Genomic DNA, 19093 nt, shown 5'->3' with positions numbered 1-19093 from the left:
GCTCCGGAGGCGGCGGGGCGGTTACATGCGGCCAAGGCAGCGGGCCGTGTCGAGGGGCCTGCACCAGACGGGGGAAGCCAGAGATGCCGCAGTATCGCGCTCCGGTTGAGGACACGCTGTTCCTGCTCACCGATGTGCTCGGCTTTCATGCCCGGGACAACCTAGTTGGCTTCGCCGATGCCTCACCCGATGTGATCGAGGCCGTCCTGCGCGAGGGCGCGAAGCTCGCCGAGGAGGTCCTGGCCCCGATCAACCGGACAGGCGATCTGGAGGGCTGTCGCCGGGACGCCGACGGCACGGTCCGTACGCCGACGGGCTTCAAGGCCGCTTACGACACCTATGCGAGCGGCGGCTGGATGGGACTTTCGGTGCCCGAAGCCTATGGCGGCCAGGGCCTGCCGCACACGCTGAACACCGCGATCCAGGAATTCGCCTCGGGCGCGAACCTCGCCTTCGGCATGTATCCCGGTCTGACGCAGGGCGCGATGGCGGCGCTGCTGGTCCACGGCACGGAGGAGCAGAAGGCGCTGTATCTGCCCAGGATGGTCGAAGGGGCCTGGACCGGCACCATGAACCTGACCGAGCCGCATTGCGGCACGGATCTCGGGCTGCTCAAGACCAAGGCCGTGCCGAACGGCGACGGCGCCTACAGCATCACCGGCACCAAGATCTTCATCTCGGCCGGCGAGCACGACCTCGCCGAGAACATCGTCCACCTCGTCCTCGCCCGGATCGAGGGGGCCCCCGCCGGCACCAAGGGCATCTCGCTCTTCGTGGTGCCGAAGGTTCTGGTGAACGCCGACGGCTCCCTCGGCGCGCGCAACGGCGTGTCCTGCGGCTCCCTCGAGCACAAGATGGGCATTCACGGCAACGCCACCTGCGTGATGAACTACGACGGCGCGACCGGCTGGCTCGTGGGCCAGGAGAACCGCGGCCTCAACGCCATGTTCGTGATGATGAACGAGGCGCGGCTCGCCGTGGGCGTCCAGGGGCTCGGGCAGTCCGAGGTCGCCTACCAGAACGCCGCCGCCTACGCGAAGGATCGCCTCCAGGGCCGGGCGCTGACCGGCGCGAAGGCGCCCGACAAAGCCGCCGACCCGATCATCGTCCATCCGGACGTGCGCCGCACGCTGATGCAGATCCGCGCGTTCAATGAAGCGGCCCGCGCCCTCATGCTCTGGACGGCGCTCCAGGCCGACATCCTGCACCGTTCCGAGGATGCCCGGGAGCGGCAGGCGGCCGACGATTATCTCGGCCTCATGACGCCGGTGGTGAAGGGCGTGTTCACCGATCGCGGCTTCGCCAATGCGGTCGAGGCGCAGCAGCTGCTCGGCGGCCACGGCTACATCGAGGAATGGGGCATGTCGCAGTTCGTGCGCGATGCCCGCATCGCCATGATCTACGAGGGCGCCAACGGCATCCAGGCGATGGACCTGATCGGCCGCAAGCTGCCGAAGGATGGCGGCCGGGCGATGATGACCTTCCTGGGCGAGGTCCAGACCTTCCTGAAGGACCACGGCGAGGATCCCGCGATGGCGCCGTTCACCCAGCCGCTCCAGGCCGGGCTGAACGATCTCCAGGGCGCGGTGATGTGGCTGATGCAGAACGCCTTCGCCAAGCCCGACAATGCCGGGGCCGGCGCAACCGACTTCATGCACCTCTTCGGCCTCGTGGCCCTGGGCTACATGTGGGCGCGGATCGCCAAGGCCGCCCAGGCCAAGCATGCCGAGGCGCCCTCCCCGCGCTGGGAGTCGAAGCTGACGAGCGGCCGGTTCTACATGGAGCGGATGCTGCCGGAGACTGCCCTGCGCCTGGCCCGCATCAAGGCCGGTGCGGACAGCACGATGGCGCTGGCGGCGGACGCGTTCTGAGCGTCCCACGGGCCGTCGCGCCAGAGCGCGGCGGCCGGCAACGTGGCGTCCCCGCCTTTGCGAGCGTCGCGAAGCAAACCAGCCGTGCGACGCTGACCCAGTGCCCGCTGCCCTCGGTCGCCGCGCCGCGCGCGCGACGACGGCGGAGCCGGCTCGTGGCGCGGGACCGTGTCAGCCCTCGAGCGCGGCGTCGAGATCGTCGATCAGGTCCGCCGGATCTTCCAAGCCGATCGACAGGCGCACCACTTCCGGCCCCGCCCCGGCGGCGGTCTTCTGCGCGTCGGTGAGCTGGCGGTGCGTGGTCGAGGCCGGATGGATGATCAGCGACCGGGTGTCGCCGATATTGGCGAGGTGCGAGAACAGCTGGAGGTTCGAGACCAGCTTCACGCCCGCCGCGTAGCCGCCCTTCAGACCGAAGGTGAACACGGCACCGGCGCCCTTCGGCGTGTAGCGCTTGGCCAGCGCATGGTAACGATCGGTCTCCAGCCCCGGGTAGCTCACCCAGGACACGGCCTCGTGCTTGGACAAATGGGTGGCCACCGTCAGCGCGTTGTCGGAATGGCGCTGCATGCGCAGCGGCAGGGTCTCGATGCCGTTGAGGATCAGGAAGGCGTTGAACGGCGAGAGCGCCGGACCGAGGTCGCGCAGGCCCAGCACCCGGCAGGCGATGGCGAAGCCGAAATTGCCGAAGGTCTCGGCCAGCACCATGCCGGAATATTCCGGCCGCGGCTGGCTCATCATCGGGTAGCGCGCGTCGCCCGCCCATTGGAACGAGCCGCCGTCGACGATCAGGCCGCCGATCGAATTGCCGTGGCCGCCGAGGAACTTCGTCGCCGAATGGACGACGATGTCGGCGCCGTGCTCGAAGGGCCGGATCAGGTACGGCGTCGCCATGGTGTTGTCGACGACGAGCGGGATGTTGTGCTTCTTGGCGATCTGCGACAGCGCCGCGATGTCGGTGATGACGCCGCCGGGATTGGCGATGGATTCGCAGAAGATCGCCTTGGTGCGCGGCGTGATCGCCGCCTCGAAGGAGGCGGGATCGTCGTTGTCGGCCCAGGCCACCGACCAGCCGAAGTTCTTGTACGAGTGATTGAACTGGTTGATCGACCCGCCGTAGAGCTTGTTCGAGGCCACGAACTCGTCGCCCGGCTGCATCAGGGCGTGCATGGTCAGGAACTCGGCCGCGTGGCCGGAGGCGACCGCCAGGGCGGCGGTCCCGCCTTCCAGGGCCGCGATGCGCTCCTCCAGCACCGCGTTCGTCGGGTTGGTGATCCGCGTGTAGATGTTGCCGAAGGCCTGGAGCCCGAACAGCGACGCGGCGTGATCGACATCGTCGAACACGAAGCTGGTGGTCTGGTAGATCGGCGTGGCGCGCGCGCCCGTGGCGGCGTCGGGGGCGGCGCCCGCATGGATCGCCAGCGTGTTGAAGCCGGGCAGGCGGTCGGACATCGTCGGGTCTCCTCAGAGCACCCGAGCCTGTACGCCCGCCCGGGAGTTCGGCGCAAGGCTCCGCGAGGGCTGACGCGCCGGAGTCGGTTAGGCCTCCGGCCTGGAGCCGATGTCCATATGGGGCTGGCCCGCATCGACCAGGGCCCGATCCACGGCTTCGATGGCGAGCAGCGTCCGGGTGAGATCCTCCGCCATGGAGATCGGCGCCACGTCGAGACCGCCCAGGCGCCGGGCGATGGCATTCCTCTGGCGCGCCAGCGCGGCGCGGGCCCGGTTCAGCTCCTCGATCTCTTCGATGGTCATCCGCGCGTCCTCTCCTCGACTCAGCGACACCGTCATCAACTCCCCGGCGTCCAGTCGATATTCGGTCGCTGGGCCAGCATGCGCTCGAAGTAGTTGGCGACGGCCTGCGCCCCGTCGGTGTGCATCATTGCCACGGGATGCGCGAGATAGGCGCGGGCGAGATCGAGGGGAATGCGTCCGCCCTGGAGCGCGTTCAGCACCTCGTCGATGAAGGCGTCATTGGCCTCGTTGAAATCGCTGGACAGCTTCTTGCGGTCATTGATGGCCTTGATCGGCATGCAGACTTCCTGTTGCTCGGTGCCGGTGTAGCATCCGGTCGACGGGTTCGGCCCGGATCGCGGCGCGATATGGTCTGACGCGGCAAGACGGCGCAAATCGCGTGCGGGCCCGCACGGTTCGGTAACCCTCCGCGATCGTCGCATGGAGCGGATTGCTGCGCTGCGGCGTTACTGCTCTATGTCGATCGAAACAATGCACTCCCATACGGTCGAAATCGTCCCGTGCAGGGACGATCCCCGGTGCTTCCGATGGATCATCCGCAGCCACGGCGGCACGGTCGTCGAAAAGTCGCCCTACGCCTTCGTAACGCGGAACGGAGCCCGCATTTCCGGCGAGTGCTGGATGCGTGAGCATTTCGGCGACGGGCAGGCGGCCTAGCTGCGCGCCCGACATCCGCCATCGACCGCACCGTGCGATTCTGTACTCTCGGTGAGGTGGCCGGCTTTCAGGCTGCGTCCAATACCCGGAATCCCTGAGACACCGAGATCGCGAAGGGTGGCGGCCGCCCGTACCCCGAGCCGATGCACAGGACGCACGCAACCTGGGCGATAATACTGAGACAAAAAGCATCGGTTAAGCATTACGCTTTTGCGCGAATTCCTTTGTCAGAACTTTAATGACCACCCTGCAGTATCGTGTCGATTCTGTTTCAGAGCAGGGCGCGGATGATGCTGAGCGGCGACGGGACGTTCCGGGACGACGAGTCCGCGTCGCAGATGGGGTCTGTGACTTCCATCGAGGGGTCGAAAGTTCATCTTGAGCTCGGGCTCCGGAACGGGCGACCGAGCGTGAGGGTCACGGTCGGCAATCTGGTCCGGATCCGTGCGGGTGGGGCCATCCTCGTGGGCATCGTCACGACGTTGGCCTCGGCCCACGAGCGCGGGCGAGAACCCGGGGCCTTTGCGAGCCTCGACCTGCTCGGCCAGATCATTGAGACGAATGGGGTGCCTGGATTCTGCCGGGGCGTGACCTGCTACCCGGCGATCGGCGACACGGTCGAGCTGCTGTCCCCCTCCGAACTGCGAATCGTCCACCAAGTGTCTGTGGCCAACACGGCGGCCGTCGGGGCGCTCTACCAAGACCCCGAAACCCCCGCCTGCATCAAACTCGACGACCTTCTCTCCAAGCACTTCGCCGTTCTCGGCGCCACGGGGGTCGGCAAGTCGAGCGGCGTGACCATCATCTTGGACGAGGTGATGCGCGCCAAGCCGGCAGTGCGCATCTTCCTGCTGGACGTACACAATGAATACGCCGCCAGCTTCGGCGACCGCGCGAGCGTGATCAACCCGCGGACGCTCAAGCTGCCGTTCTGGCTGTTCAACCTCGAAGAGATCGCCGACGTGATCTACGGCGGGCGTCCAGCCGTGGACGAGGAGATCGAGATCCTCGCCGAAGTCATCCCGCTCGCGAAGAGCAAGTACGCCCAGTACAAGGAGGCGAGCGACCGGCAGATCGTGAAGCGGACACTGGGCAAGGCCGGCGGCTACACGATCGACACGCCCGTGCCCTACGTGCTCCAGGACCTGATTGCCCTCATTGACGAGCGGATGGGCCGGCTGGAGAATCGCGTCTCCCGGATGCACTATCACCGTCTGATCACGCGGATCGAGGCGATCCGGAACGATCCGCGGCACGGCTTCATGTTCGACAACGCCAATGTCGGCGGCGACATGATGGGCGAGATCCTGGCGCACCTGTTCCGCCTCGATCCGGATGGGCGGCCGATGACGATCATGCAGCTCGCCGGCTTGCCGAGCGAGGTGGTGGACGCCGTCGTCTGCGTCCTGTCCCGGCTGGCGTTCGAGTTCGGCATCTGGAGCGAGGGCGCGATCCCGCTGCTGTTCGTGTGCGAGGAGGCGCATCGCTTCGCCTCGGCCGATCGCTCCGTCGGCTTCACGCCGACCCGCCGCGCCCTGTCGCGCATCGCCCGCGAGGGCCGGAAACATGGCGTCCATCTCGGCTTGGTCACGCAGCGTCCGGCCGAACTCGACGCGACCATCATGTCGCAATGCAGCACCCTGTTCGCCATGCGGATGACGAACGCGCGCGATCAGGCCTTCCTGGCCGCAGCGGTATCGGACGCCAGCAACCTGCTCACCTTCATCCCGTCGCTCGGGACGGGCGAGGTCATTGCCTTCGGTGAAGGCGTTCCGATCCCGGTCCGGATGACGTTCCGGCGCCTCCCGTCGATCCGCCAGCCGCGCAACGACACGAGCGGCGCCGCGGCGGGGGACGGCGCGGCAGTCGCCGGCGCCGGCTTCATCGGTGCCGTCGTGGAGCGGTGGCGGGGCGCGACCATGAACAAGGTCGGCGGCCAAGACCACGATCCGATCGGCGCCGTGCGTCTCGGACGCGAGACGGGTCCGGAGGGGGCTCAGGGCGCAGCGCTCGATCACGTGCATCGTCGGCTGCTCCGCCGTCCCCTCGACGCCGGCGACACCGTCTCGCAGGCCGGACCACACGCTGCCACGCCGCTCTGGCAGCAGGGCGGAGTATGAGCGCCCCGACTTCCCCGACGCCTCAGACCCTGCTCGAAGCCGTGATCCAGACGCTCCCCGTGGGCGTCGTGGTCTTCGACGAGCAGGGAGGGTGCACCCTGGCCAATGCCGCCGCGCGCGCTCTCGGCGACAGCGCCGTCCACGCGCTCGCCGCCGCGGCGGGCTCGTCTCGGGAGGCCGCGCATGTCGAGGCCATCGGTGATCGTGTCGTCGAGGTGCGCACCCACCCGGTCACGGAGGATCACGGCAGCTTCACGCTCACCACGGTCACCGATGTCACGCGTCATCACAGGATTCAGCGGGAGCTGATCACCAAGGCCTTCATCGACGCCCTGACCGGGCTTCCCAACCGGACGATGTTTGAGCAAAGCATCGCCGAGGTTCTGGCCGAATCACGACCCGGGGACCGTTTTGCCCTGGCCTTCATCGATCTCGATAACTTCAAGCACATCAACGACTATTACAGTCACGCCGCGGGCGACGCCCTGCTGCGCAAGATGTCCGACCGGATCCGCGCGACGTTGCGCCCGAGCGACCTGCTGGCCCGCATCGGCGGCGACGAGTTCGTGCTCTTGCTCGATCCCGTCCTCGATCGGGACGACGCGCTGGCAGCCGTTCGCGCCATCTCGGAGCGGCTCAAGCAGCCATTCTTCATCGACGGGCACGAGATCTTCGCCTCCGCCTCCATCGGCGTGAGCCTGTTCCCGGACCACGGCGACACCTATGAGGTCCTCGCCCGGCAGGCCGACAACGCCATGTACCGGGTGAAGGGCGAGTTGAAGGGCGGCGTCAGCCTGTTCGACGACGCGATGAGCCAGGCGGCGACGGCCCGGATGGCTGTGGAGCAGCGGCTCCGGCTGGCGATCCGCGACCGCTGCTTCTGCTGCGCCTTTCAGCCGAAGGTCGACATGCGCACCCATGCCGTCACCGGCGTCGAGGTGCTTCTGCGCTGGCGGGACGAACTCGGCATGATCCAGGCGCCGGGCGATTTCATCGCCCTCGCCATCGAGCTCGGCCTGATCAACGAGATCACGCTCCAGGTCCTGGCCGAGACCGTTCGGTCGATGCCCGATATCGATGAGGTGTTTGGCCCGGACGTCACCGTGAGCCTCAACATCGCCGCGAAGCAGGCCTGCGATGTGCCCTTCATGACCGCCTTCTGTGCCTCCCTCGGCGAGACCGGGCTCGCGGAGCGTTTCGTCCTGGAGCTGACCGAGGAGGCCTTCTTCACGGCGGGCCGCTTCCAGCGCGACGTGCTCCCGCGGATCCGGGCGATCGGAGCGCGGGTCTCGATCGACGATTTCGGCGTCGGCTACTCGTCGCTGTCGGCCTTGGCGGACATCACCGCTGACGAGTTGAAAATCGATCGCTCCTTCATCACCGACATCGACAAGCGACCGCGCAGCCAGATCGTCCTGAAGGCGATCGAGTCACTCGGTGCGGCGCTCGGCATGTCGGTGGTGGCCGAAGGCGTCGAGACCTACGAGGAGGTCGCCTACCTTCTCGGGGCGACGCAGATCCGCTGCGCGCAGGGCTATTACTTCGCTCGCCCGCTCCTGCTCGATCAGATCGGTCAGGTGGAGCCGCGCCTGTCCGGATCACGCCATCCTTCGCCGCGCAGCCGCGCCTCGGAGTTGCGTATGCCCAGTCTGCTGCGGCGGGCGTAAAAGGCCACAGGCCGCGAAAGCCATCCTCTCCCCGTGGTTGAACGCTGCCGGGACAGACTGGGAGGACGCGACTCCGCCGCGAGACGGATTCCGGCGCGGCTTGAGGGGCATGATCGCCCCGCGTTCACGCCGACGGCCGAAAACTTCATCCGGCGGATCACCACTTGGCCCAGCGGCGACTCCGATCGCCTCAACCCGGCTACTCCCACGGGCCGCTTAGGCAGGGCCGTCGCTCAAACAGGCTGAGGCGGCCTCCGCGCCAGGTTCCAGCGCGCAGGCCTCGGCGCCGGCCGAGCCAGGGCCTTTTGTCCTCTGGAGGCATCCGAACGGCCCACGCTGCCGCACGCGGTCCCCGAGCGGGCGGCCCAGACACCGGGCGCAGATCCGAATGACCGGTGTCGATCGGGGCGGCCCCAGGGGGAACGCCAACGGCTTGACCCGACCGCTGTCATTCCCAGTTTTGGCCACCTTCAGGTGCTCTACCTCCGACCCAAAGACCATCAGGCCGCTGTGCCGTACGAGCAGTCCCGTGATCCGATTCGAGAACGTCACGAAAATCTACCGCGCCAACGGCGCGCCGCGAATCGTCCTGGACCGGGCATCCTTCACCCTGAAGCAAGGTATCTGTTACGGCATCCTCGGCATCAACGGTGCCGGCAAGTCGACGACGATGCGGATCCTGGCGGGCACCGAGGAACCGACCAAGGGCAAGGTCTATAGAGGCCGGCGTGTATCGTGGCCGCTGGGCTTCGCGGGCGGATTCCATCCCAAGATGACCGGCCGCGACAACGTCATGTTCGTAGCCCGGATCTACGGCGAGGATCCGCGGAAAGTGCTTGATTTCGTGGAGGATTTCTCGGAACTCGGGAGCTATCTAGAGCAGCCGATCTACACCTACTCATCGGGCATGGGCGCACGGCTCGCCTTCGGCATGAGTATGGCAATTCCGTTCGAGACCTACCTGATCGACGAGCTCACCTCGGTCGGCGACGCGCGCTTCTCCAAGCGGTGTGACGAAGTCTTCTCCGCCCGTCGCAAGAATGCCGACATCATCATGATTTCCCACTCGATGGAGCAGCTCCGCGAGTGGTGTACCCAAGGCATCGTGCTGCTGAACGGGCGGGCAATCGTCTACGAAGACATCAACGACGCGATTGAGGTCTACAGACGTCTCAATGCCTGAGTTTCAGCGCAGACTATGATCGGCCGACGCATAGGTTTTTGAAATCAACGGGCTCGGAGCTCGAAATCCGTTTCCCGAGATCATTTTGCTGGTGACACCTAATAGCAGCGCCAAGCCATTCGATCTGGGCAAGCACACAGGGGCCAGAAGGCCGGCCCGCGCCCCCCTTCAGCAGCTTGCCGGCGCGACTCGTCTCGACGTTGTCGAAATCTCGACCCAGCGCGGACGCATTCCCTCTGTCGCCAGATCGACGCGCGCGGTGCCGCCCCCCGGAACCAGCGCCTCGATCGGAGACGACCGCATTCCAACCGGAAGCGGCCTTTTCGTACACCCTCGATCCCGGTCTGCGCCTCGATCCGATGACGGTACCGCCCCTCCCCCGGGAATGCGTTGGCCGCCACAACCGCAACCCGCTGGCGGAAGGGGTGTCTGCCGAAGTTCGATCCACCAGCGTCCAGCGCCGTCGATTTTCCCTTGCGATGATAGGGCGTTGGCGGGAATAAATTCCATCGGTGTCCGCCCCGATCCGCCGCAATCGGTGTCGAATGGTGGGGTGGCTGGTGGGGTAGATGGCGCGCGAGATCAACCGCCTTTCGGCTCGCAAGGTCCAGGCGCTGAGCGAGCCTGGCCGGCACGCTGACGGCGGCGGCCTCTACCTTGTGATCGAAGCCAGTGGCTCGAAGCGCTGGGTGATGCTCTACCGGATGCCGGGCCGCCGGCGCGAGATGGGACTCGGCTCGGCCTGCGCGGTCTCGCTGGCCCGGGCGCGCGAGCTCGCTGCGGCGGCCCGGGCGCAGATCGCCGAGGGCATCGACCCGATCGAAGCCAGGGCTGCGGCGATCGCGCCACTCCCCCCACCGGCCCCCGTGACGTTCGCCGAAGTGGCGGAGACCTACATGGCCGATCGGGAACGGACCTGGCGGAACCCCGCGCACCGCGCGCAATGGCGCCAGACCCTGGAGGTCCAGGCCGCGAGCCTCTGGCGCATGCCGGTGTCCGAGATCGGCACCGACGACGTGCTCGCGGTGCTGCGGCCCATGTGGCACGAGAAGGCCGAGACGGCGCGCCGGATCCGCGGACGCATCGAGCGCGTCCTGGATGCGGCCCGTGTCGGCGGCCACCGGTCCGGCGAGAATCCGGCCCGCTGGCGCGGCCATCTCGATGTGCTGCTGCCCCGATCCCGCAAGCTGACGCGTGGCCATCATAAGGCCATGCCCTATGCCGGGGTGCCGGCCTTTTACGCGGCGGTTGCGGCCGGGCGCACGAGCTTTTCCTCGCTCGCGCTGTGCTTCACGATCCTGACGGCCGCCCGGTCCGGCGAGACCCGCGGGCTGACCTGGGGCGAGGTCGATATGGCCACGGCGCTCTGGACGGTCCCGGCCGAGCGCATGAAGGCCGGCCGGCCGCACCGTGTGCCGCTTTCGGCGCCGGCGCTCGCGATCCTGGCCTCGGTACGGCCCGACGGTGCAGGGCCTTCGGATCTCGTCTTCCCGTCGCGGGCGGGTACGCCGCTCTCGGACATGGCGCTGGCCATGTTCCTGCGCGGGGCCGACCCCAACGGCTTCACCGTGCACGGATTCCGATCATCGTTTCGGGACTGGGTGACCGAGGAGACCGACTTCCCGAGCGAGTTAGCCGAAGCCGCGCTCGCGCATCTCGTAGGTGACGAGACCGAGCGCGCCTACCGCCGCGGCGACGCTCTGGAGAAACGCCGTCACTTGATGGACGCCTGGGCGGCTTTCGTGGCGGCCGACAAGGCCGCACCGTCGAGCACGCGCGCAAGCTCGGCGTGAGGGATCAGAGTCGCGGCTCCGAGCTTCCGGGCGACGATCTGGCCGTCGGCGATCATCTGGTAGATCGTCGAGCGGGACACGCCGAGCACGGCCGCCGCGTCTTTGGGCCTATAGGCCAGGGGCTGAATGGGCTCATCCATGGCGCGCCTTCCGCGTCTCCAACTCGCGCAGAGCGGCGGCTAAGCCGCGGTATGTGACCGCGCGCCGAGCCTGCTCGACAGCGCGCTCGTCCGATGAGTGCCAGACCGCATCCTTCTCGGCCTGCTCGGCTGCGCCTTCGAGGACCTGGGCGATGCGCTCCAGTTCGGGGGCGGGCGTGATCGTCTCGAACCGCCCGTCGCGGAATTCACCGACCTCTCGCGCCCAGAGCCTGCCGTCCTCGCCGCGGTAGATGGCGAGCTTGCTGCCTTCCAGGACGGGGGCAGAGGCGATCTGGAGTTCGGCCACGCCCAGCACCTCGTACTCGGTGCCGCGCTGCTTGTGGCGGACGCGTTCACCCATGGTGTGTCTCCGGCATGCCTTGGAGCTCGATGCTGTGCAGGGCGACACCTGAACATCCGCAGATCCGGTCGGGCCGCAACCTAGAGGTAAGGCCCCATGCTGCAACCTCTCCGGAGCTGCAGAGAGGCTTCGAATGGCTTGGCCGGTTGATCCCCAAAACCTCGACGATGTGGAACAGGTCCGCAGATTGATGGCGAGTGCCGAACGCCTGAATGTTCAGGATTTGGTCACCGCGTGCATCCGGCGGATTTCCGAGCTTGAAGGACGGCGTTTCGCCGACCCCGTCGAGAGACGCTTCTGGGAGATCATCTCGGTCTTCGAAGAGCTGCTGACGAAGGAAAACGGCCGCACGTCGCGGGCGGCGCGCACCCGGGAAAAGGTGAAGCGGGTCGGGGTCGTGCAAACGCTCGACGACATCGCCGCATCGAGCAAGCCGTCCGAGGGCTTCCGTCGCCTCGTGGATGCGGGGCTTTCGGACTACCTTTTCGAGTACCTGGTTCTCGAAAATCCTGATCGCTTCACGTCGCGGGCAGTCACCGCGGCGGGGAACCGCCTGACAGACCACGACCTGCCTCACTTGAGGAAAACCTGATGATTGGCCCCCGCCGCTGATCGAAAGGCCGCGCAACCGAGGCTTCGTCGAGGCCGTGATCGGAGCACGCGGATTCATGCCGCCTCCGCGTAACCGATGGCCCGCAAGCGCGTGACCCGCGCCTCGACCTCACCGAGGAAGGCGCGCACGGCCTCTTCGTCCTTCGCGATCTGGGCCTCGTCCCGGTGCAGCCGCTTGACCCACAGCCGCAGGGCCGGCGGCACGCTCGGGTGCCACGAGGCGAAGTCACACCACGCCCGGCCCGTGCAGGCCATCTGCCAGCGCATCTGCGGCCGGTGCTCCTCCGGGATCTCCCCGGTGAGCAGCGTCTCCAGATGGGTGCGCAGGGTCGGGCACTTGAACTCGACGAGGCCGTCGGCACCGATGAGCCGGTCCGGGCTCGCCCCGGCCGCCGCGATCGCCGGATGGTCGACGAACCCGACTTTCACGGTGTCGACGCCGTACAGGAACTCGTAGGCGTCGCAGGCCTGCGGCTCCCGCTCGGAGCCTTCGAGCATCGCGGCGGTGAGATGGTGCTGCGTCGCGAGGCCGGTCAGGCGCTCGCCCACGAGCTCCATCAGATAGCGCTCGCGATCCGCGGTCGGTTTGCCGTCGCGCCTGACCGCCAGCACGTCGGCGACGCGCGAGGCCGTGACCTTGCCGCAGCGCGCGTCCAACCATTCGGCGGTGCCCTGGATCAACTCGGCCATGTCAGCGGCCCTCCGGCTGGGCACGCCGGGCGACGGCGCGCTCGATGGCGTCCAGGGCCTCGCCGTAGAGGCTGGCCGGAAGGTCGGGCACGCTCTCGACGGCGAAGACACGCAGGAACTTCGCCGGGGCGATGCCGTGCTCGGTGAGGAGGTTGCGCAGCGTTTCGGCCTGCGCGTCCGAGATCACGTCCGTGGACGCGTCCGCCCCGGACGCCCCGTCGGTGTCGTCCGGATCGTTGGTCAGGGCGATGTTGAAGACCTGCAGGACGAGGTAGCGGCGCGCGTAGGTGATCGTCGAGCCGATCCCCTGGATGGGCGTCTTGTTGGCCTTCCCCTGTGCGCCCGCCGTGTCGGGCGGCAGGTCGAGGTGGTAGGCGCGCTCGTGTCCGGCCTCGTGGGCGCAGGTGCATTTCACCCGCAGATGCCCCTGGATCGGCGACGCCTCGGTGTCGAACGAGAGCGAGAAGCCGTGCCGGGCGATGACCGGCTGCGTGGCCCGCGCGATCGTCTCCAAGCGCGCGTAGGGGGCACCGGAATGCGTGTTCCGGGCATCGCGCAGGACCCGCGGCAGTTCGGCCTGACAGGCCGCCATGGCGGCGATGAAGGCCACCCGGGCGCGCTCGGCCCGATCCTCCCGGGCCATGACCAGGAACCGTTCGACCCGGTCGGGATCGACGTTCGGATCGCGCGCCATCCGCTCGATGATCGAGAGGACCGTGGCGCCCTCGGTTGGCGAGGCCGCTGTCACGGCCTGGGACGTCGCCTCGGTGGCGACGATCTGCATCTGCGGCTGACTCACCGGCTGCTCTCCCCTCTCTCGCTGCGGGCGGTTACCGGCGCCGCCCGGTCGTGACGGTGCCGAGATCGGCCAGGACGGCGGCGCGGTCGGCATCGGTCTCGGCCAGCCGGTGCGCGTGCAGTTCGGTCACGGCTGGCGGCAGACTGGCCGCGAAGGCGCGGGCCGCGGCACGGTCCCCGACGATCGCGACGCCGCGGATCTCGGCGAGGCCGGAGCCGTCCCGGCTCACCTGAATCACCACCGCGTCGCAGAGGTCTTCGGCATCGACCACCGGGACGGGCAGGATCCGCACGACGTAGCGACGGCCGGAACGGCCGCGCCAGGCTGATAGGGGCATGGCGGGACTTCCCCGGAGACCGGCGCAAGAGCGCAGGCGCTCCTCGCGGGGCAGGCGTTCGGCGGGCGCGATCTGGAGGGCGAAGCGACGGGCCGCCTGCTGGTTGGCGATGATCGCAGCTTGCGCGGCCAGACGGTCGCGGCCCTCTTCGGCGGTCAGGTGGTCAAGCGGCTGGCCGTCCATGGTCAGGCAGCCTCGCGGATCTGGTCGGCCTCGAAATCGGCGAGCGCCGCCAGCTCGTCAGCCTCCTCGGCCTCGCGCTCCTCGATCCAGTGACGGGCAGCGGCGGTGCAGTCGAAGCCCTCGGCCTCGATTCCGAAGGCGCTGCGGACGGCCCAGGCGCCGTCGAGGGGAATGATCCAGCGGTCGGTGGGGAAGGCCGTTGGATCCAGGGACTGACGATGTTCGAGGCTTGGATGCATGGCGTCGGCTCCATCGACTCGCGGTCAGGCTATGGAGATAGCTACGCATAATGCGTGATCTGCGTCAACGCATTATGCGTAGTTGAAACGACCCGGTCATCGCGGCTCTGCGAGACGCGTTGTCCACAGGCGCACCTTCCCTGCGCTTCAAAATGCCAGGCGTTCCTGCAAGGAGATCCAACGTCGCCAAAGTTCTTGTTATGTTCTGAAATCTGAGGCAGTCAGATGACGTAAGCAAACGTTGGAGGCGGCAATGTCCCACGTCCAGGATTATGTCGTGCAACTCTTTGATCGCGGGGACCGCGGTGTTCTGTCGACCGCCGGAATTCGGCAGTGCTCAAGTCCTGACGGTGCTAAACGCTTGGCTGAGCGCCTCGTGCGCGAGAAAAGAGCAGCCGGAGCTCTTGCCTATTCGAGGCCCGGTGCGATCAGTGCGAGCGAGTTTTCCTCACCCACGTTTCTTGCCCGGATCGGCGATGTGCCGGAGATCGATGCCTACTAGCGGGGCTTGATCCAGGCCACCTTGGCCGACCACTCGATCTCTTCGACCTCCAGCGGGGCCGACCCGCTGGTAGAAACAAGGAGAAAGCTACCTCCGTCGCGTCCGCGGTAGACCTTCTTCACGTAGATCTGTTCGTCGTTGACCCAAACGACGCAGAGCTGGCCGATCCAGACGTCTGGCAGGCCGCGGACCCGCTCATCGTAGTAGATCAGCCAATCATCCTCGGCGACGCCGGGCATCGAATCGCCCCTCACCCGCGCCGCGACCGTGTTGGGGGACGATCCTGGCGGCCGCGGTGCGCGATCATAGCCGCCTTGCGGCTCGCCGCTGAAGAAGACGCGCGCGCCGGCGCCCACATCGCCGACGATCGGCACGGTCTCGTCCTTCGGAGCGTCGAGCCTAGGGCCGCCCTCCAGGATCCACTCCCATCGTGCCTTGTACGCGGTGGCATACCGCTTTGCCGTTTCACGGCTCGGGTTCCGGTCCCCGTTTTCGTGTCCGAGGTAGGTTGGGACCTTCCATCCGAAGGCGCGAGCCGCCTCGGTGGCCGTGGCGAAGCCGGCCTTCTTGCGAAGGTGCTGCAGGCGTTCGGCGATCGTCTCCATGCCTAGCGCTTCGCATAATGCGTTACGCAATGTGCGTTGACATCTGCTACGCATTGGGCGTAGTTCTTGCGTCGCGATGAAGACCGTGTCCGACATAATCGATGCGCTTGGGGGCTCGACGGCTTTCGGACGCGTCTGCGGATTCACGAGAAATCCGGGCGCCCGGGGCAGCGACATGCGTCAGCGTGGATCCATTCCGGTCGTCTACTGGCCACGCATCGTGGCGTACGCCTGCACCCGAGAGATCGCGATCGACAACGATGTTCTGGTGCGGGTTCACCTGCCGCGGGAGCGCACCGCCCTCCTCAAGTCGGAGGCCGCGTGATGGCGTCCGGCCTTTCCGTAGCGCGCGATCCGCACCGGCCGCGCCGCGCCCTGCGACGCGGCTGCGACGAACTTGGGCGGCCGGACATCGCGCCTAGACCCGCACAGAGCGTGGATGTCGGTTCCGGCTCTCGTCCTGGGCGCCGCCCCCGCCCGGATCCTGTCACGAATCGGCGCATCGATGCCGTCCGGTTGTGCCGGGGTGCGCGCGCTCGCGATGCCCGAATTGCGCCATTCGTCGGGTCACACCCCGGCTCATCTCAGGCACCCCGGCCGTCTCGCTGGCCGCTTCGCGACCGAGGTGCCGCCGCCGTCCTTCACCGCGTTTGTCGTCTCCCACTTTCCCGCCGCGCCCCGGCCCCGCCGATGATCTTGCACGGAGGGCTGATCGTATGCGGTCAAATTCGGGATCGCGTCGCATGGTGACGGTAGAGCAGGCCAACGAGGTCGCGCGGGATCCGCTGCTGCGGCTCGTACTGGACCGGAAGGATCTCACGGGGTCGCTGATGGCGGCCTACGACGATGTCGGCGAACGCCTCGGTCGTTCGCCCTCCTGGGTGCGCAAGGTGATCGGGCGCGCGGCCGACGTCACGGTCGGCCTGCACGACTGGCTCAACATCAATACGCTCTGCGCCAGACTCGACGCGGCGAGCGAGCGGCTGGAGGCCGCGACGACGGCACGAGAGGAGGCGCGACGTGCGGTTCGTGAAGCTGCTGCGATCTCTGGGCCGGTTTGGTCTGGCCGCGATCCGGGAGGTCCATTCGCGCTTGCGCCGTTGATCCAAAAGCTATCGCCGTCGAGCCTGCCGCCCGCCTCGATCGACACCGTCGTCGTGCCTGCCGATTCGGCTCGCTTCCCGGGCTGAGGGGCCCCGCCCACGCGGGGCGTTCCCGCGCGACCTGAGAACTGGCGATGGCCGAAGAGCCGAGCGTCGGCCCATGCGACGAGGGGGCCCTTAACTTCGCTGGCCTCCCACGGAGCCATTTCCAAGCCGTCGTGATCGATCCGCCCTGGCGGTTCTCCGGTGGTACGCGCAGCCGTCCGCAGCATTACCGGCGGATGAGCCTCGCCGAGGTCCAGGCGCTACCGGTGCGCGGTTTGCTTCATCCTGACGGTGGCCGGGTCTTCCTCTGGATCACCGCGCCCCTGCTGCACCGGATCCCGGAGATCGCGAAGGCGTGGAAGCTACGTTACTCGTCGGCCATTCCGTGGATCAAGCTGTGGCCCAGCGAGACCGGGCTCCTCGTCGACGCCTCATCCATCTCACGCGGCACTGGCTTCGAGGTGATCGGCGCCGCCGAGTACGTGGCGATCCTGAAGGCTGGGCGGCCCCATAGCATCAAGGGTCGCCCCTTCTCGGGCGTCTGGATCGAGCCGCGGCGCGACCACTCCCGCAAGCCGCCGAACCTGCATCGGGAAATCGAGGCGCGGATCCCGGGACCGTACCTGGAGCTGTTCGCGCGGGAGAGCCGGCGCGGCTGGTGCGCCTGGGGCGACGAGGCGACGAAGTTCAATCCCGCGCCCACCCTCGCGGCCGCGGAGTAGGCCGGATGCGCTGGGCTCTCCTCCGCAACGGGGCGATCCTCGGCCGCGGCAGCCGCGAGGCCGTGCTGACGCTCGCCGAGCGCCACGGCCTCGTCTGTCATGCGGTGCCGGGTCGGCCGCCCGCGCCTAGCCGTGGCTTCCATCCCGACGGCACGGAACTGCCCGCCCGGCTCGTCCAGGGCGCCGTGATCCTGCCGGAAGCCATGCTGCCAGCGAAAATCCGGAGGCGCGCGGCATGAACCTCCCGAACGCCATCACCGCACGCCTTGAGACGGTACGGCCGGAATATCGGGTACCGCCGCACAACATCGATGCCGAGCAGGCGCTGCTGGGTGCGATCCTGGTCAACAACGACGCCTACCACCGGGTCGCGGACTTCCTCCTGCCCGAGCACTTCATGGAGGAGGCCCACCGCAAGATCTTCATGGTGGCGGGATCGCTGATCCGGGCCGGCACGGTCGCCACGCCCATCACCCTGAAGACCTATCTGGGCGATGCCGATTTCGGCGGTCAGACGGTCATTCAGTACCTCGCGCGGCTCGCCTCCGACGCGACCACGGTGATCAATGCGAGCGCCTACGCCCGCACGATCCACGATCTCGCCGTCCGCCGCCGGCTGATCACCATCGGCGAGGAGTTGGTGAACGGCGCCTACGAGGCCCCGGTCGAGCAGGCACCCCGGGACCTGATCGAGATCACCGAATCCCGCCTGCTCGACCTCGTCGACGCCGAGCCCGGCCTGGGCTCGACGGCACAGAGCGCGGCGCAGTCCGCCGCCTGGATGCGCGAGCGGATCGGCGGCCTGCGCTCCGGGCTCCTCCGCTCCACCGCGATCTCGACGGGCCTGCCAGACCTCGACCGCGCCACCAACGGCGGGTTCCAGCGCGGCCAGCTCTGGATCCTCGCCGGGCGTCCCGGCATGGGCAAGACCGTGGCGATGACGACGCTCAGCCGCCTCGCCGCCCGCACGGCCGGCGTGCTCGCCTTCCAGTGCGAGGTGACGCGGGACCAGCAGATGGCCCGCTACCTTGCCGACCTGTCCTACCGGCACAACCGCCCGCTGCCGTTCGGCCGGATCATGGCCGCCGTCGATCTCGACGAGGAAGAGATGTGGCGGCTCGACGAGGCGATGCGGCGGTTCGAGCGCCTGCACCTCACCTTGACCTGCGAGCCCACCGTCAGCCTCGCGCAGATCGCCGCGGCGGTGAAGCTCGAGAAGCGGCGCCTCGCCCGGCACGGCATCCCGCTGGGCGTCGTCTTCATCGACTATCTGAAGTTCATCAAGGTCTCGGATCGGTATCAGGGCAACCGGGTGCTGGAGATCGGCGAGATCACCGGCGGGTTGAAGCAGCTCGCCAAGGCCGAGGACATCTGCGTGGTGCTGCTGACGCAGCTCAACCGCGCGGTCGAGGCCAAGGACCGGGCGGACCGCCGCCCGAACCTCGCGGACCTGCGCGATTCCGGCGAGATCGAGCAGGACGCCGACGCGGTGCTGATGCTCTACCGCGAGGCCTACTACCTGGAGCGCAAGCTGAAGGCCTCCGGGGGCGATCCCGAGATCGGTGCGCGCCTGATCGAGCGGCAGAACGCCCTCGAGCTCATCCTCGCCAAGAACCGCTCCGGCCCGTGCCCCACGCTCGACCTGTGGTGCGACGTGGCCGCCTCCGCCATCGCCCAGACCGCACGAGGCCCGCTATGAGCCAGCATTC

The 19093-nt window shown here is 67.8% G+C and carries 22 protein-coding genes; 12 read left to right on the top strand and 10 right to left on the bottom strand.

What is annotated here, in order from left to right; translation table 11 throughout:
- Positions 1–83 precede the first annotated feature (83 nt).
- Positions 84–1871, top strand: coding sequence for an acyl-CoA dehydrogenase C-terminal domain-containing protein (locus tag GGQ91_RS16315; protein WP_182592426.1), 1788 nt, complete (start codon positions 84–86; stop codon positions 1869–1871).
- Between the two features lie 171 nt (positions 1872–2042).
- Here the strand turns inward: GGQ91_RS16315 and GGQ91_RS16310 are convergent, their stop codons facing one another.
- The 3 genes from GGQ91_RS16310 to GGQ91_RS16300 form a co-directional block, all read right to left on the bottom strand.
- On the bottom strand, positions 2043–3323 hold the full coding sequence (locus GGQ91_RS16310; protein ID WP_182592425.1) for an O-acetylhomoserine aminocarboxypropyltransferase: 1281 nt from the start codon (positions 3321–3323) through the stop codon (positions 2043–2045).
- An 87-nt stretch (positions 3324–3410) separates the two neighbouring features.
- Positions 3411–3626, bottom strand: a complete 216-nt coding sequence (locus GGQ91_RS16305) for a hypothetical protein (protein ID WP_182592424.1) — start codon at positions 3624–3626, stop codon at positions 3411–3413.
- Positions 3627–3661: 35 nt separating this feature from the next.
- On the bottom strand, positions 3662–3904 hold the full coding sequence (locus tag GGQ91_RS16300; protein ID WP_043346132.1) for a hypothetical protein: 243 nt from the start codon (positions 3902–3904) through the stop codon (positions 3662–3664).
- Between the two features lie 669 nt (positions 3905–4573).
- On the opposite strand from GGQ91_RS16300, the gene GGQ91_RS16295 reads away from it, so the two are divergent.
- From GGQ91_RS16295 to GGQ91_RS16280, 4 genes are all read left to right on the top strand, one after another.
- Positions 4574–6403, top strand: coding sequence for an ATP-binding protein (locus GGQ91_RS16295; protein ID WP_043380551.1), 1830 nt, complete (start codon positions 4574–4576; stop codon positions 6401–6403).
- Positions 6400–8070: an EAL domain-containing protein gene (locus GGQ91_RS16290; protein ID WP_182592423.1), complete on the top strand. Its 1671-nt coding sequence runs from the start codon at positions 6400–6402 to the stop codon at positions 8068–8070. The genes GGQ91_RS16295 and GGQ91_RS16290 overlap by 4 nt, the downstream gene beginning before the upstream one ends.
- Positions 8071–8599: 529 nt before the next feature.
- Positions 8600–9253 (top strand): ABC transporter ATP-binding protein, encoded by a 654-nt coding sequence (locus tag GGQ91_RS16285; RefSeq protein ID WP_043346135.1) that lies wholly within the window; start codon positions 8600–8602, stop codon positions 9251–9253.
- A 569-nt stretch (positions 9254–9822) separates the two neighbouring features.
- Positions 9823–11046 (top strand): tyrosine-type recombinase/integrase, encoded by a 1224-nt coding sequence (locus GGQ91_RS16280; RefSeq protein ID WP_182592422.1) that lies wholly within the window; start codon positions 9823–9825, stop codon positions 11044–11046.
- On the opposite strand, the gene GGQ91_RS28520 is transcribed toward GGQ91_RS16280, so the two are convergent.
- The gene (locus GGQ91_RS28520; protein ID WP_182592421.1) at positions 10968–11186 is read right to left on the bottom strand and encodes a helix-turn-helix domain-containing protein; all 219 of its coding nucleotides are present in this window, start codon (positions 11184–11186) and stop codon (positions 10968–10970) included. The two genes, GGQ91_RS16280 and GGQ91_RS28520, sit on opposite strands and share 79 nt — an antisense overlap.
- Entirely contained in the window at positions 11179–11547 is a 369-nt protein-coding gene (locus GGQ91_RS16270; RefSeq protein WP_182592420.1) for a hypothetical protein, read from the bottom strand. Before GGQ91_RS16270 ends, GGQ91_RS28520 begins: the two co-directional genes overlap by 8 nt.
- 133 nt (positions 11548–11680) lie before the next feature.
- Between GGQ91_RS16270 and GGQ91_RS16265 the strand changes: the two genes are divergently transcribed.
- Positions 11681–12139: a hypothetical protein gene (locus tag GGQ91_RS16265; RefSeq protein ID WP_182592419.1), complete on the top strand. Its 459-nt coding sequence runs from the start codon at positions 11681–11683 to the stop codon at positions 12137–12139.
- A gap of 74 nt (positions 12140–12213) precedes the next feature.
- Here GGQ91_RS16265 and GGQ91_RS16260 read toward each other — a convergent pair whose 3' ends face one another.
- Genes GGQ91_RS16260 through GGQ91_RS16245 form a run of 4 tightly spaced genes read right to left on the bottom strand, consistent with a single transcriptional unit; the run spans position 12214 to position 14407 of the window.
- On the bottom strand, positions 12214–12849 hold the full coding sequence (locus GGQ91_RS16260; RefSeq protein WP_182592418.1) for a lambda exonuclease family protein: 636 nt from the start codon (positions 12847–12849) through the stop codon (positions 12214–12216).
- A gap of 1 nt (position 12850) precedes the next feature.
- Positions 12851–13648, bottom strand: coding sequence for an ERF family protein (locus GGQ91_RS16255; RefSeq protein WP_182592417.1), 798 nt, complete (start codon positions 13646–13648; stop codon positions 12851–12853).
- A gap of 31 nt (positions 13649–13679) precedes the next feature.
- Complete coding sequence (locus GGQ91_RS28165; protein ID WP_246410732.1) at positions 13680–14168, bottom strand: hypothetical protein; 489 nt, start codon at positions 14166–14168, stop codon at positions 13680–13682.
- Positions 14169–14170: 2 nt separating this feature from the next.
- Complete coding sequence (locus GGQ91_RS16245; RefSeq protein ID WP_182592416.1) at positions 14171–14407, bottom strand: hypothetical protein; 237 nt, start codon at positions 14405–14407, stop codon at positions 14171–14173.
- A gap of 253 nt (positions 14408–14660) precedes the next feature.
- Here GGQ91_RS16245 and GGQ91_RS16240 point away from each other — a divergent pair, with 253 nt between their 5' ends.
- Positions 14661–14909 carry a hypothetical protein gene (locus GGQ91_RS16240; RefSeq protein ID WP_182592415.1) on the top strand — a complete coding sequence of 83 codons (249 nt, stop codon included), beginning with the start codon at positions 14661–14663 and terminating at the stop codon, positions 14907–14909.
- Here the strand turns inward: GGQ91_RS16240 and GGQ91_RS16235 are convergent.
- The gene (locus tag GGQ91_RS16235) at positions 14906–15514 is read right to left on the bottom strand and encodes a S24 family peptidase (RefSeq protein ID WP_182592414.1); all 609 of its coding nucleotides are present in this window, start codon (positions 15512–15514) and stop codon (positions 14906–14908) included. The genes GGQ91_RS16240 and GGQ91_RS16235 overlap by 4 nt on opposite strands.
- A gap of 175 nt (positions 15515–15689) precedes the next feature.
- On the opposite strand from GGQ91_RS16235, the gene GGQ91_RS28160 reads away from it, so the two are divergent.
- From GGQ91_RS28160 to GGQ91_RS16210, 5 genes are all read left to right on the top strand, one after another.
- On the top strand, positions 15690–15839 hold the full coding sequence (locus tag GGQ91_RS28160) for a hypothetical protein (protein WP_246410730.1): 150 nt from the start codon (positions 15690–15692) through the stop codon (positions 15837–15839).
- Between the two features lie 418 nt (positions 15840–16257).
- Positions 16258–16704 carry a hypothetical protein gene (locus GGQ91_RS16225; RefSeq protein WP_182592413.1) on the top strand — a complete coding sequence of 149 codons (447 nt, stop codon included), beginning with the start codon at positions 16258–16260 and terminating at the stop codon, positions 16702–16704.
- Between the two features lie 47 nt (positions 16705–16751).
- Entirely contained in the window at positions 16752–17384 is a 633-nt protein-coding gene (locus tag GGQ91_RS16220; protein ID WP_182592412.1) for an MT-A70 family methyltransferase, read from the top strand.
- 5 nt (positions 17385–17389) lie between these two features.
- Entirely contained in the window at positions 17390–17623 is a 234-nt protein-coding gene (locus tag GGQ91_RS16215) for a hypothetical protein (protein WP_182592411.1), read from the top strand.
- Positions 17620–19083: a DnaB-like helicase C-terminal domain-containing protein gene (locus tag GGQ91_RS16210; RefSeq protein ID WP_182592410.1), complete on the top strand. Its 1464-nt coding sequence runs from the start codon at positions 17620–17622 to the stop codon at positions 19081–19083. Before GGQ91_RS16215 ends, GGQ91_RS16210 begins: the two co-directional genes overlap by 4 nt.
- Positions 19084–19093 lie beyond the last annotated feature (10 nt).

Source organism: Methylobacterium fujisawaense (genome assembly GCF_014138435.1).
Classification (GTDB): domain Bacteria; phylum Pseudomonadota; class Alphaproteobacteria; order Rhizobiales; family Beijerinckiaceae; genus Methylobacterium; species Methylobacterium fujisawaense.
Note: the sequence above shows the minus strand (reverse complement) of the source record. Positions and strands in the feature narration are given on the sequence as shown.